The sequence below is a fragment of the Amycolatopsis echigonensis genome (genome assembly GCF_002846615.1).
Taxonomy (GTDB): domain Bacteria; phylum Actinomycetota; class Actinomycetes; order Mycobacteriales; family Pseudonocardiaceae; genus Amycolatopsis; species Amycolatopsis echigonensis.
Genome location: NZ_PJMY01000003.1, coordinates 7557569 through 7570728, shown reverse-complemented (window position 1 = coordinate 7570728; position 13160 = coordinate 7557569). Strand labels below are relative to the sequence as shown.

Annotated in this window: 13 protein-coding genes; 2 read left to right on the top strand and 11 right to left on the bottom strand. The window is 69.3% G+C overall.

What is annotated here, in order from left to right; translation table 11 throughout:
• Positions 1–16: 16 nt before the first annotated feature.
• Together ATK30_RS40725 and ATK30_RS40720 are read right to left on the bottom strand one after the other, a co-directional pair.
• Entirely contained in the window at positions 17–1093 is a 1077-nt protein-coding gene (locus ATK30_RS40725; RefSeq protein WP_101440016.1) for a sugar ABC transporter substrate-binding protein, read from the bottom strand.
• A 35-nt stretch (positions 1094–1128) separates the two neighbouring features.
• On the bottom strand, positions 1129–2112 hold the full coding sequence (locus ATK30_RS40720) for an ABC transporter permease (RefSeq protein WP_158242573.1): 984 nt from the start codon (positions 2110–2112) through the stop codon (positions 1129–1131).
• A 214-nt stretch (positions 2113–2326) separates the two neighbouring features.
• On the opposite strand from ATK30_RS40720, the gene ATK30_RS40715 reads away from it, so the two are divergent.
• Together ATK30_RS40715 and ATK30_RS40710 are read left to right on the top strand one after the other, a co-directional pair.
• On the top strand, positions 2327–3400 hold the full coding sequence (locus ATK30_RS40715; RefSeq protein WP_101440014.1) for a LuxR C-terminal-related transcriptional regulator: 1074 nt from the start codon (positions 2327–2329) through the stop codon (positions 3398–3400).
• A gap of 37 nt (positions 3401–3437) precedes the next feature.
• Entirely contained in the window at positions 3438–4121 is a 684-nt protein-coding gene (locus ATK30_RS40710; protein WP_101440013.1) for a nitroreductase, read from the top strand.
• Between the two features lies 1 nt (position 4122).
• On the opposite strand, the gene ATK30_RS40705 is transcribed toward ATK30_RS40710, so the two are convergent.
• The 9 genes from ATK30_RS40705 to ATK30_RS40670 all read right to left on the bottom strand — a co-directional run bounded on the left by ATK30_RS40705 (position 4123) and on the right by ATK30_RS40670 (position 13057).
• On the bottom strand, positions 4123–4500 hold the full coding sequence (locus tag ATK30_RS40705) for a DUF2255 family protein (RefSeq protein WP_101440012.1): 378 nt from the start codon (positions 4498–4500) through the stop codon (positions 4123–4125).
• A 108-nt stretch (positions 4501–4608) separates the two neighbouring features.
• Positions 4609–5415 carry an SDR family NAD(P)-dependent oxidoreductase gene (locus tag ATK30_RS40700; RefSeq protein WP_101440011.1) on the bottom strand — a complete coding sequence of 269 codons (807 nt, stop codon included), beginning with the start codon at positions 5413–5415 and terminating at the stop codon, positions 4609–4611.
• A complete protein-coding gene (locus ATK30_RS40695; protein ID WP_101440010.1) occupies positions 5412–7010 on the bottom strand; it encodes a class I adenylate-forming enzyme family protein in 1599 nt (532 codons plus the stop codon). Before ATK30_RS40695 ends, ATK30_RS40700 begins: the two co-directional genes overlap by 4 nt.
• Positions 7011–7027: 17 nt before the next feature.
• Positions 7028–8485, bottom strand: coding sequence for an aldehyde dehydrogenase family protein (locus ATK30_RS40690; RefSeq protein ID WP_158242572.1), 1458 nt, complete (start codon positions 8483–8485; stop codon positions 7028–7030).
• The gene (locus tag ATK30_RS45220) at positions 8485–9219 is read right to left on the bottom strand and encodes a hypothetical protein (RefSeq protein ID WP_158242571.1); all 735 of its coding nucleotides are present in this window, start codon (positions 9217–9219) and stop codon (positions 8485–8487) included. The genes ATK30_RS40690 and ATK30_RS45220 overlap by 1 nt, the downstream gene beginning before the upstream one ends.
• 170 nt (positions 9220–9389) lie before the next feature.
• A complete protein-coding gene (locus tag ATK30_RS40685; RefSeq protein WP_101440008.1) occupies positions 9390–9656 on the bottom strand; it encodes a hypothetical protein in 267 nt (88 codons plus the stop codon).
• A gap of 35 nt (positions 9657–9691) precedes the next feature.
• Positions 9692–11008 carry an MFS transporter gene (locus ATK30_RS40680; RefSeq protein ID WP_101440007.1) on the bottom strand — a complete coding sequence of 439 codons (1317 nt, stop codon included), beginning with the start codon at positions 11006–11008 and terminating at the stop codon, positions 9692–9694.
• 119 nt (positions 11009–11127) lie between these two features.
• Entirely contained in the window at positions 11128–11919 is a 792-nt protein-coding gene (locus ATK30_RS40675; protein ID WP_101440006.1) for an SDR family NAD(P)-dependent oxidoreductase, read from the bottom strand.
• Positions 11920–11932: 13 nt separating this feature from the next.
• Complete coding sequence (locus ATK30_RS40670) at positions 11933–13057, bottom strand: NDMA-dependent alcohol dehydrogenase (protein ID WP_101440005.1); 1125 nt, start codon at positions 13055–13057, stop codon at positions 11933–11935.
• Positions 13058–13160: the final 103 nt, after the last annotated feature.

Genomic DNA, 13160 nt, shown 5'->3' with positions numbered 1-13160 from the left:
CAGGACTCGTCCTCGCTCACTTGCTCTGGTAGCAGGCGATGGTCGTCTGGTCGATGTTCGACTTGTCCACGACCGTGCTCGACACGTAAGCGACCGAATGCGAGGCACCCGGCTTCACCCCGTTGGTGAGCAGGTTCTGCACCGCCACCGCGCCGGCGGCGCCGATGCCCTGCACGTCGTAGGCGGCCGAAGCGGTCACCACGCCCTGCTTGAGCGCGTTGCACCAGTCCTTGTCCGCGTCGAGCGTGTAGACGCCGACCGAACCCGGCGCCACCTGGCCGCGGCCCTCGGCGGCCTTGACGGTCTGCCCGACGGTGACCGAGTTCAGGTCGAAGGTGACCATGAAGCCGCACACCTTGCCCTGCTGCTGTTGCAGCACCGATTCCGCGGCCGCCTGCGCCTGCGCGTTCTGGAACTGCGAGTGCGCGACGAGGGTCTTGTAGCCCTCCTTCTCCACGACGTCCTTGATGCCCTGGTCCCACAGGATCGAGGCCGGGTCGTTGCCGGGGCCGTCGATGATGGAGATCGTCTTGGGGGCGTTGCGGGAGTTGCAGTCGGAGACCGCGCGCTTGGCGATCGACTGGGCCGCGCCGTAGACGTCGACGCCGACGAACGCGTCGCCGAGCCGGGTGGAGGGCATGTTCAGCATGACGGTGTAGATGCCGGCCTTCTGCGCGCGGTCCACCGCGTTGTCGAGCAGGCCGAGGTCCTGGTTCTGCAGCACGAGCACGTCGGCGGCCTTGCGCGCGATGAGGTCGTTGATCGTGCTGATCATCCGGTCGCTGCTGAAGTTCGAGTCGTAGACCTGGAAGTCCGCGCCCAGGTTCTCGAAGGTGCGCTGCATGGTGGTGCCCCAGTTCTCGGTGAGCTTGTAGCCCTTGTAGAGAATCGGGACGAAGGCGATCTTCTTGCCCTTCAACGCGTCGTGCGACTTCTGCCGCATGGGCATCAACTGCTCGTTTCCGCTGAACACCGCGTTCGTCGCGGCGCCGGCCGAGTCCGAGGACCCGCCCCCGACCGAGCAGGCGGACAGGCCGGCCCCGGCCAGCGCCGCCGCGGCGGCCAGCACCAACAGCTTCCTGGTGATCTTCATGCGCTTCTACTTCCGTTCCCCGGCGTCGTTGCCGGTCACAGTTCCCCGGATTTCTCGGTTTCCTCGTTGCGCGGATGCAGCCACGCGTCGAAGGCGATCGCGGCCGCCAGCACCGCGCCGCGGATGAGGTCCTGCACGGCGGTGCTCAGCCCGTGCAGCACCAGCAGGTTGTTGAGCACGCCGACGAACAGGGCTCCGGCGAGGACGCCCAGGATCGTGCCGCGCCCGCCGGACAGCGAGACCCCGCCGATCACCACCACCGTCAGCGCGGTGAACAGGATCGGGTCGAACGACGTCACCGTCGTCTGCACGCTGCCCTGGATCGAGACCGTCACGAAACCGGCCACCGCGGCGAGCAGCGCGGACAGCACGTAGGTGAGGATCTGCAGCGGCCGCACCGGCGCGCCGGTCGACCGGGCGGTCTCGAAATTGTCGCCCATCGCGCGGATCAGCCGCCCGGGCGAGGTGTAGGCGATGAACAGCCAGGCGAGCAGGAACGCGCCGCCGGCGATGAGCACCGGCCTCGGCACGCCGAGCACCCCGCCGCCGCTCAGCTGCGACAGGAACGACCCGGCGGGCACCCCGTAGACGTTCTGGCTGAGGAAGAGGATGTCGATCCCGCCGATCGCCAGCATGCCGGTCGCCAGCGTCACGAACAGCGCCGGCACCTCGAAGACGGCGACGAGAATGCCGTTCACCAGCCCGATCGCCAGCGCGAGACCGGCCATCAGCGCGATCGCCTGCCATTCCGGCATGCCTTCGCTGATGAACGCGAGCGTCGCCTGCGCGCAGCCGAGCCCGATGCCGGCCACCGACAGGTCCAGCCCCTTGCCGAGGATGACGATCGCCTCGCCGATCGCGAGGATGCCGAACGCGGCGGACAGGTTGAGGATGCTGCCGAAATTGCCTGCGGTGAGGAAATTCGTCGTCGTGGCCCCGGCCGCGAGGGCGAGCAGCACCGTGATGACGAGGACCAGGTAGGTCTGGTCGAAGCCGCCGAGGCGTGCCCGGAAGGACACGCGTGGCTTCGTTGCCACTGTTGCGGTAGTCATGGGATTCCCGGTTCGATGGGTGGGACAGCGCGGCCAGTGTGTCGGCCGTCACCCGGCCGCCGCATCTGCCGCCGGTCGTATTCCGCTACCCCGAACGGCCGATGCGAGGAGTGGCCCGGCAGGTACCTCCGGTATATAATGTGCAAAATTTCCTCTGCGAAATTTTCCCGAGGGGCTGCCCATGAGCGCGACAGGTTTCCCGCGGCTCGACAGCGTCCGGCTGAGCGCGGATCTGGCCGATCAGGTCCGCGAGCTGGGGCTGCACGCGAGTTCCGTTCTCGACCGGCTGCTGCCGGTCGGCCGCTGCGCCGAGGTGCTGCCGGCGAAACGCCTGCTCGGACAGGTCTGGGACGCCACCATGGCGCAGCTCGGCGCGGCCCCCGGACCGGAGCGCCTGCCCCGGCTCACCGCACTGCTGGCCAGGGTCCGCGAGCTGGAGTCCCGAGTGGACGATGCCAGGGTCGCCGACGGGGTCTCGACGATGCGCCGGGTCCGCCGCGCGCTGACCCGGCTGCACACCTCGTCGACCGCCGAGGAACTCCTCTCCCGCGCCGCCGAGGAGGCCTGCACGCTCGGGTTCGACCGCGTGCTCGTCTCCACTGTGGACGATGCGACCTGGGTGCTGCGGAAGATGGTGATCGAGCAGGATCCCCGGCTGGCCGAGGAAATGCTCGCCGCCGGACGCGAAGCCCCGCCGCGGCTGGACGGCTCGCTGGTCGAATCCGACGTCGTCCGGCAGGCGCGCGCGGGCCTGGTGTACGACGTGCAGGAGAACCCCCGCGTGAACCGGCAGCTCGTCTCGATGTCCGGCTGCACGTCCTACGCCATCGCGCCGTTGCAGGCGTACGGGAAAGTCGTCGGGCTGCTGCACGCGGACAGCTACTACTCGCCCCGCCGCGAAGTCGACGCCACCGACCGCGCCGTGCTGAACCTCTACGCCGAGGGCGTGAGCGAGACACTGGCCCGGGTGTCCGTCCTCGAAGGACTGGCTTCGCTGCAGGAAGGAATGACCAGGCTCGCCGCCGACGTGCGCATCGCTCCGCCGCCCGAGCCTGCTGCCCTGCCGCGGCATCCGCTGCTGTCGGCCCGCGAGGTGGAGGTGATCGAGCTGATGGCTCGCGGCGACGCGAACCGGGCCATCGCGCGGAAGCTCTCGATCTCCGAAGGCACGGTGAAGACCCACATCACGCACATCCTGCGCAAGCTCGACGCGGCGAACCGCGCGGAGGCGGTGGCGTACTGGCTGCGAAACTGAGCCTCACGGCTCGCTAAATATATTTTATACTTGTGGCATGACCCCCGACGAAGCCCTCGAAGACCTGCTCGCCACCCGGTGGAGCTGCCGCGCCTACCAGGACCGCCAGGTGCCGAAGCCGGTCATCGAACGGCTGTTGACCCTCGCGCAGCGGACCGCGTCCTGGTGCAACACCCAGCCCTGGCAGGTGATCGTCACCAGCGGAACCGGTACCGAGCGCTTCCGCGAGGCGATGACAGAGTGGGCGCGGGACCACCCGGCGGAGTTCGATTTCGCCCCGCCCGCCGAGTACCGCGGGGTGTACCGCGGGGTGTACCGCGAGCGCCGCCGGGCGAGCGGCTGGCAGTTGTACGAGGCCGTCGGCATCGAACGCGGCGACCGGGAAGCGTCCGCGCGGCAGGCGTTCGAGAACTTCCGTTTCTTCGGCGCCCCGCACGTCGCGATCGTCACGACCGACGCAGTGCACGACTTGTACGGCGCAGTCGACAGCGGACTGTATGTGGGGACTTTCCTGCTGGCGGCGCGGAGCCTGGGGCTGGGCGCGATCCCGCAGGCCGCGCTCGCCGGGCACGCGACGTTGATCCGCAAGCACTTCGAGATCCCGGAAGACCGGAAGATCCTGCTCGGGATTTCGTTCGGCTACGCCGACGAGGACCATCCGACGAACAGCTACCGCACCGCCCGGGCCGGGCTGGACGAAGTGGTGACCTGGGTCGAATGAGTCAGGCGGGTGCTGGCTCCAGCCGGGTCGTCGTGGCGGCGGCGGTCTCCGCGACCATCGGTGCCAGGGCGCTCGGCTGGCTGCGGTACTTCTCTGTATACGCGGCGTCGACGGCGGCGTTCGTGTCGGCATCCGAGGCTGGGCGCAGAGCCACGTCGGTCTCGAAGCCGTCCACACGCACCCGGGCGAGCTGCTCGGCGGTCGCCCAGCGGTACCAGCCGCCCTCGGTGCCGTACGCCGAGCGGACGTAGAGATCGTCGCCGACCTGAACCACCCAGATCGGGGTCCACCGCCGGAGTGAACCGTCGCGACGGTAGCTGCTGATGTGAATCTCCGAAGCGGTGCCGATCCGGTCGCGGGTTTCGGGGTCGAGCGGCATGGCGAGCTCCTTCGGGACGAAACGCGGGGCAGTTCCCCTCCGTACGCTAAGCGCCCGCGGGCGGCGGTGGGAGGTGCTGGCAGTCCCCTCCCTCGCCCGCGACCTGGTTCACGGCTCGTCGAAGACCAAAGTGGACGAATCCACCGCCGCGCCGCCGCCGTCCGCGACCAGGACGTGGCCAGTGACCATCGAAGCGTCGCCGGAGGCGAGGAAGGCGCACACCGACGCGATCTCCTCCGGTTCCGCGGCACGGCGCAGCGGCACGTGCTTCGTCGTCAGCGCGTACGCCTCGTCGAGCGTGATGCCCTCGCGCTTGGCCAGGTAGGCCATCGCGCCCTCGCCGAGCGGGGTGCGGACCCAGCCCGGGCAGACCGCGTTCACCCGGACGCCCTTCGGCCCGTAGTCCCGAGCGAGCCAGCGGGTGATGCCGATGATTCCCGCCTTGGCCGCGGTGTACCCGACGGTCCCGGGCGGACCGGCGATCAACCCGGCGGTCGACGCGAACAGCACCAGCGAGCCCTGCCGCTCCACCAGATGCGGCAGCACTTCCCCGGCCAGGTAATACGAACCGTGCAGGTTCACGTCCAGCGCACGCTGGTACGCCTCCACGTGCGCGGGCCGCGCGGTGCCCGACACCGCCGCGCCCTGGGCGGCGATCACGGTGTCGAGGCCGCCCAGCTGGGCGACGGCCTGCTCGACCACGTCGTGGATCGCCGCGCGGTCGGTGCCGTCGGCGGGCAGGGCGACCGCGCCGAGTTCGTGGGCGAGTTCCTTGAGCCGTTCGGCGTTCAGGTCGGTGAGAGCGACTTTCGCGCCGTCCTCGACCAGCCGCCGCGCGGTGGCCGAGCCGACGCCGCCCGCCGCACCTGTCACCAGCGCCAGTTCGGGCTTGCGCCGCCGGACCGGGTGGTTCATCGCGTGCCGTCCTCTCCCGGTCGCGTCACGCCGGAATCCGTGGGGGTGCCGAGCTTTCCGTACTTTTCGCGCAGCTTGAACTTGAGGATCTTCCCGGACGCGTTGCGCGGCAATTCCGGCTGCGCGACGAAATACCGGGGCACTTTGTAGGACGCCAGATTCTCCCGGCAGTACGCCCGCAACTCCGCGTCGTCGAGTTTCGTTCCCTCGGCGAGCACCAGGACCGCGCAGCCGGCTTCGAGATACTTCGGATCCGGCACCGCGACGACGGCCGCGTCCAGCACCGCCGGATGCTGCGTCAGCACCCGCTCGATCTCGGCCGGGTACACGTTCTCCCCGCCGCTGCGGATCATGTCCTTCGCCCGGCCGGCGAGCACGAGGAAACCGTCCGGGTTGACGAAGCCGAGATCCCCGGTGCGGCACCAACCGTCCACAAAGGTGTCCCGGTTCGCGTCCGGGCGGTTCCAGTACCCGCCGCACACCGAAGGCCCGCGGACCAGGATCTCGCCGACCTCGCCGGGAGGGGCCGGTTCGAGTCCCAGACCGGCGACCCGGACTTCGGTCAGCGGCACCGGACGGCCGACGCTTTTCGGCTGGGCGTCGAAGTCCCCGTCGTCCAGCGTCGTCGCGATCGCGCCGCCCTCGGTGAGGCCGTAGACCTGGGTAAGCCGCACCCACGGAAGCTTCCGCCGCACTTCCTCGACCACCCACGGCATCATCGTGTCGCCGCCGATGATGAAATGCGTGACCGATTTCGGCAGCCGGTCTTCGATGCCGTCCACGCGCAGGAGGTCGTGCAGCATGAAGGAGAACAGCAGGCAGTCGGTCACCTCCTCGGTTTCGAGGACCTCGAGCAGCCGGTCGACGGTGAAGTTCCCGGACCGCAGGCACACGACGGTGCCGTGCACCAGGAACGCCGGTGCGGTCACCGCCTCGAAGCCGCCCGCGTGGTAGAGCGGGCCCGGCACCAGCGCGACGGTCTCCGGCGAGAACCGCCAGCGCAGCGCCTGCGCGACGGCGGTGCTGACCGTGTTGGCGTGCGTCCACACCGCGCCTTTGGGCAAGCCCGTGGTGCCCGAGGTGTAGAGCAGTGACATCGGGTCCGCGTCGGTCACCTCCGGCGCGTCGGCCAGCGGTTCGCGACCGAGCAGCACATCGAACGGAAGCGCCCATTCCGGGATCGGATCGGCGGAATCCGGGCGGACGATGAACGTCTCGACCCCGGTCTCCGCGCGCATCGGTTCGATCCGGTCGAGCAGGCTGCTGTGCACGATCGCCGCTTTGCTGCCCGAATCGGAGAGGATGAACTTCAGCTCGGCCGGCGCGAGCCGGAAGTTGAGCCGGACCGCGACCACGCCGAGGCGCATCGCGGCGAAGCACAGCGGCAGGTACTCGGAGTCGTTGAAGAGCATCAGGCCGAGCCGGTCGCCCTTGCCGAGACCGAGTTCCCGCAACGCCGTCGCGTAGCGCAGCGATTTGTCCCGCAGCTCCGGGTAGGTCAGCCGTTCGAGGCCGTCGAAACTCACCGCGATCCGGTCTCCGCCGGGCGCCGGAAGCTGGTCGGCTACCGCGTCGAGCAGTCTGGTGAACGTCATGGCCCGCTCTCCTGTCTCTACACGCCCGGTCCGACGACGATCTGCTTCAGCTCGGTGAACTCGTGGATGCCTTCCGGCCCCGACTCGCGGCCCCAGCCCGAGCCCTTCACCCCGCCGAACGGGGCGCTCACCGCGGGACCGAACGTGTTGATCGCGACCGAGCCGGCGGAGATGGCCGACGCGGCCTCCCACGCGAGGGCGCGGTCGGTGGTGTAGACGCTCGCGGCGAGGCCGAAGCTAGTGTCGTTGGCCAGTCGCAGGCCGTCGGCGAAGTCTTCGTAGGTCTGCACGACCGTGACCGGGCCGAACACCTCGTTCCGCGCCAGATCCGCGTCCCGGGCGACACCGGTGATCAGCGTCGGCTCGTAGTAGTAACCCGCGGAGAATCCTTCCGGCCGCCTGCCTCCGGCGACGAGCTCTCCCCCGGCAGCCAGCGCACGGTCCACGAAGCCTTCGGTCCGGCGCAGCGCGGCGGGGTTCACCACCGGTCCGATCTGCGTCTCCCGGTCGAACGGATCGCCGATTCGCAGTCCCTGCCAAGCCGTGCGGAGCCGGTCGACCAGCTCGTCGTGACGCTGTCGCGAAATCAGCACCCGCGACAGCGCGGCGCACACCTGTCCGGCACCGCCGGTCGCTCCGGGCACGAGCGACTTGAGCACCCGGTCGAGTGGGGCGTCGTCGAGGATCAGCGCCGGGGACTTGCCTCCGAGTTCGAGGTGCGTGCGGGCGAACCGCTCCCGCGTCGCGTCGATGATGTGCTGCGCGGCGACCCGGCCGCCGGTCAGCGAGACGAGGTTGGCGCGCGGGTCCGCCGTCAGCTGCCGTGCCACCTCCACATCGCTGCACAGGATGCTCAACGCACCGGCCGGGAAGCCCGCCGTCGCGGCGGATTCGGCGACTAGCCGCATGATCAGTTGCGACTCGGGCGCTGCCTTCACCACGACCGGGCAGCCCGCGAGCAGGGCCGGGACGACCTTCGTGGCCATGGTGACCACGGGGCCGTTGTAGGCCAGGATGGCGACCACGACCCCGGCCGGTTCACGACGCACCACGACATCGCCGAGCAGCGAACTGCGACGGTCGTCGCGCAGCGCGTCCACGGCGCAATCCAGTGCGGAGTTCCACGCACCCGCCGCGCCATACTTGTGCAGCGTCGCGCTGTAGCGCACCGGCATGCCCGCTTCCGCCGCCCAGACCGTGCCCAGGTCCGGGAACCGGGCCTCCAGCGCCGTGCAGAACCGCGCGCAGATCTCGACCCGCTGCTCGACCGGCAGCCGTCCCCACTCCGTGTCCGTCGCGGCCGCGAGCGCCGCGTCCGCCTCCTTCGCCGACGGCAGCGTCACCTCGGCGACGGTCTTCTCGGTCGACGGCGAGACGACCTCGTACGCGGCTCCGGTCGCTGGCACCCATTCCCCGGCCACGTAGACCGAGTCGAGGTGCGGCACGGTGACACCGGCGATCTCGATCTCGCGCATCACGCCCCGCGATCCGAGAGGAAGAACGGGCTGGCGGGCTTGAGGAACATGGTCGCGAACGGCGGGACCATGAAGTCCGGCAGCACCATCTCCCCGGAAATCAGCTGCCGCTTGACTTCCGTGCGGAAGCCTTCGAGGGCGCCGTCGATTTCGTAAATCGCCAGATGTCCCTCGTCGACCGGCTTTACCCCCGGCAGCGGCTTCACGTCGGAGACTTCGAACCGTTGCGCCCGAAGCATTCCCGGTGCCGACATGATCTGCGGGATGTGTTCCTCGTCGTACCATTTCGCGAACGTCGCGTCGTCTCCCGTGTGGCGGCTCCACGCGAAGAACAAGTGCCGGTTGTCCAGGTTTTCCACGTCCGCGAACAGGTCCGAGTGGAACGGCTCGCTGACCGGCTTGGCGAACAGCGCCTGGAACGGCTGCACCATGTAGTCCGGCAGCACCATTTCCCCGGAGATCAGCTTCCGCTTGACCTCGTCGCGGAAACCCTGCGCGCTTCCGTCCATTTCGTACAGCGCGAGGTGCCCGAAGTCCAGCGAACGCACGCCCGGCAGTGGCTTGGTGTCCGCGATGAGGAACCGCTGCGCGCCGACCATCCCGGGCGCGTCCATCACCTGCGGGATGTGCTCCTCGTCGTACCACTTCGCGTAGGTGCCGTAGTCGGTCGTGTAGGTGCTCCACGCGAAAAACAGATTGCGGTCCCCGAAAGCCGGGACTGCGGCGGAAACCATCAGCTCACTCCTTGTTCGTTCGGAACGACGCTCCTCGCGAGCGGTCCCTCCGCTGTGCACAGTGGACGGGAGGTGTGCTGAATCGGCAGACCTCCCCGGCTCAACCCGACGAGCACATGGTCACGGGCGGTGCGGCAGTCTCCTCGGCCGTCGCACCGCCCGTTGCTCTCTCAGGCCGCCTCTCCGACAACTCCCAGCGCCGCGACCCCAGCCGGGGTGAGGCGCGCGCGAACCCGCTTTCCCAGCTCCGCCGGTCCGGTCTGGACGACCAGACCCCGGCGAGCGAGCGCGTGCGCGGTGTACTGGTCGCAGCACGGCACGCCGTCGACGAACATGTCGGGCTCGCTGCTGCAGGTGATCTCCGCTCTCCCGGCGGCCACGACACGGAGGAGGGCCAGTGCCCGGCAGCTCAGCTCGGAATCCGTTCGAGGCGCCATCGCGCACCTCCTCCTCAGGTTGATAATATTTTATATTATTCTTCGGTCACGGCTGGAGTCAAGGCCCGGCGGCCCAGCAGCGCGAGCGGGACCAGGCTGACCAGGCAGGCCGCCAGAATGTAGACCGACACGTACACCGTCGTGTGCGTCGCGGCGATGAGCGCCGCCATCACGAACGGGGCCAGTCCCCCGCCGATGATGTTGGCCAGCTGGTAGCCCATCGACGCGCCGGAGAACCGGACCGACGGCGGGAACATCTCCGCGAACATCGTGACGCCAGGCCCGAACATCGCGCCGACCGAGATCTGCCCGACCACGATCGCCAGCAGAATCGCCCAGAAGTTCCGAGTTTCGGCCAGCGGGAAAAGCGCGAAGCCCCACACGCCGGCGAGCACCACGCCGCCCGCGTACACCGGACGCCTGCCGAGCTTGTCCGACAGCCATCCACAGAGGACAGTGCTCGCGCCGGTCGCGATCATCGAGAACATCACCGCGGTGAGCATCGTGCCCTTCGCGATCTTCAGGTCCCGCACCCCGTAGTCCAGCAGACCGGTCGCGGTCGCGTAGAACATGATCGTCGCGGGCAGGAAGATGAACACGACCAGCAGCAGGTTCTTCGGCCGGCGCAGCACCTGCACCACCGACGAGCGTTTCGGCGCGGCGGCGAGCTTCTCCTCCACCACGCGGAACTCCGGGGAATCCTCGAGGTAGCGGTGGATGTAGAACACGACCGGGATCATCAGGATCCCCAGCAGGAACGGGATCCGCCAGCCCCACGCGGAGAACTGGTCCGCCGCGAGAACGGCGGACAGCACGACGAAGACGAGGGTGCCGAGCACCATCCCGGCGAAGACGCCCAGCTGCGGCAGCGAACCGTGCAGGCCCCGGCGGTTCGGCGGAGCGTGCTCGACGGCGAGCAGCGTCGACCCGCCCCAGACCCCGCCGACCGCGATCCCCTGCCCGACGCGCAGGATCACCAGCAGCACCGGGGCCAGCGCACCGATCGAGGAGAACGTCGGCAGCAACCCGACCAAAGTGGTCGCCACGGCCATCGACAGCGTCGAGGCGACGAGCGCGAGCTTGCGCCCGAACCGGTCGCCGATGTGCCCGAAGAGCGCCGCACCCACCGGGCGTCCGGCGAACCCGACCGCGAACGTCGCGAACGCGGCCAGCACCCCGGCCGCGACGCTCGTCGACGGGAAGAACGCGTGGTTGAACACCAGCGACGCGGCGGTTCCGTAGATCAAGAAGTCGTAGTACTCCAGTGACTGCGCCGCGATCGCGGCCGTCAGCACTTTCCCGCGGCGTTTCGTCGCCGCTTCGGCAGGCGCGATACGTCCTTGTACGCTCATGTCGTCCTCATCCCGGAGCCGGTTTCACCCGGCAGTGTGTTGAAGGTGTGGAAATATAAAATATTTAATTGCTTGATCGCAAGGACCGGTCCAGGCCGCGGTTCGCTCGTGGCTTCTCCTCAGTGGACGGTGAGACCGCCGGTCGGGCTGGCGATCAGCCCGGTGAGATACCGCGACTCCTCCGAGGCGAGGAAGGCGACGACATCGCCGATGTCCTCCGGCGCGGCGACCCCGAGCGGACTGCGCTCGACGATCTTCTCGTACTGCCGCCGGTGCCGATCGCTCACCGCGCCCTCCGACTCGAACGCGGCAGTCCACGACGGAGAGTCGCGGACCACGGTCACGCAGACGCAGTTCACCCGGATCCGGTCGCGCGCCAGCTCCTTCGCCAGCACCTTGCTCGCCATGATCAACCCGCCAGAAAAGGTCGCGATCGCGGTCTGGCCAGGGGTCGGGACCCGCCCGCCCGCCGAGGTCACGAAGACGACGCTGCCGCCGCCGCGTGCCCGCAGATACGGCACCGCGGCCTGCACCACGTTCAGCTTCGCCGCGACCGCCGCGCCGATGAACGTCGTGACGCGTTCCAGGTCGAGATCCGGGAACGGCCCGCGAACCGCGGTGGTGCGCGCTTCGTCGTCGTTGCCACCCGCACTGGGCACGACGATGTCGATCCCGCCGAACCGCGCCGCCGCCTCCGCCGCGACGGACTGCATGTCCTGTGCGGACCGGACGTCGCCCGCCACGAAACAGCCCTTGCCGTCCAGCTCTGCCAGCACTGCTTCGGCCTTGGCTTCGGTCCGGCCGTTCAGCACCACCGTCGCCCCGGCCGCGGCCAACCGCCGCGCGACACCCCGGCCGATCCCGCCAGTGCCGCCCGTGACCAGCGCGACTTTCCCGTCCATCGTGCTCATCGCCGCATTCCGTTCACCCTCCCGCGTGGACGAGGACACCGCGGAGGTTGCGGCCGGCCTTCATGTCGTCGAACCCGGCGGCGACGTCTTCGAGCGCGTAGCGGGTGGTGATCAGTTCATCGAGCTTCAGCGCACCCTGGCGGTACAGCTCCAGCTGGGCGGGGATGTCCGCGGTGGGGGCGCTCGCGCCGAACAGCGAGCCCTGCAGGCGTTTCTGGTACAGGACGAGTTCGTGCAGGTTGAAGTCCCCGTCGTGGACGAAGGTGTCGCCCAGGCCGACCGCGACGCATGTGCCCGCTTTGCGCACCGCGGCGAGGCCTTGGCCGAGGTGGCGTCCGGTCACGACGCCGACCGTCACGATCGCTGAATCGGCACCCTGGCCGTTGGTCATCGACCGCGCCAATTCGGTGGCCTCGTCCATGTCCGCGACCGCGTGCGTCGCGCCCAGCTTCAGCGCGGATTCCCGTTTGAACGCCACTGGGTCGACCGCGATCACCGCGGCCGCACCGGCGTGCGCGGCGCCCTGGACGGCGTTGACGCCGATCCCGCCGATGCCCATCACGATCACGACGTGCCCGGGCCGCACGGCGGCCGAGTTCACCGCAGCACCCCAGCCGGTGCCCACGCCGCAGCCGGTGAGGCACGCGACGTCGAGCGGGATGTCCGGGTCGATCTTGATCACCGAAGCGGTGGAGACGGTGGTGTGCTCGCAGAAGGTGGACAGCCCGGCCATCTGGCCGACCGGCCGCCCGTCGAGCGACAGCCGGAACGACGTCGGGTCTTCCGGCCGCGCGCCGGTACCCAGCGAGGCGCCGAGATCGCAGAGGTTCTGCAGGCCGCGGGCGCAGAACCGGCACCTGCCGCAGACCGGCAGGAACGAGAACACGACGTGGTCGCCCTCAGCGAACCCGGTCGTCCCCGGCCCGACCGCCTCGACGATCCCCGCTCCCTCGTGCCCGCCGGCGAGCGGCAGGATCGGGGCGGTCTGGTCGCCGGTGGCGAAGTGGTCGTCGGAATGGCACAGGCCGCTCGCCGCCATCCGCACGCGAACCTCGCCCGGACGCGGGTCGTCGACCTCCAGCTCGACCACCTCGTACCGGCCGGGCACCTCGCGCAGCACCGCGCCGCGGGTCAGCACTCGACCACCGTGCCCCGATGTGCACCCATCGTTTCGGCCTCCTTCGGGAAGATCGCACCGGAAAAAGCTCGCCGCGCTCAAGAAATGCGGAATCGGGAAAATT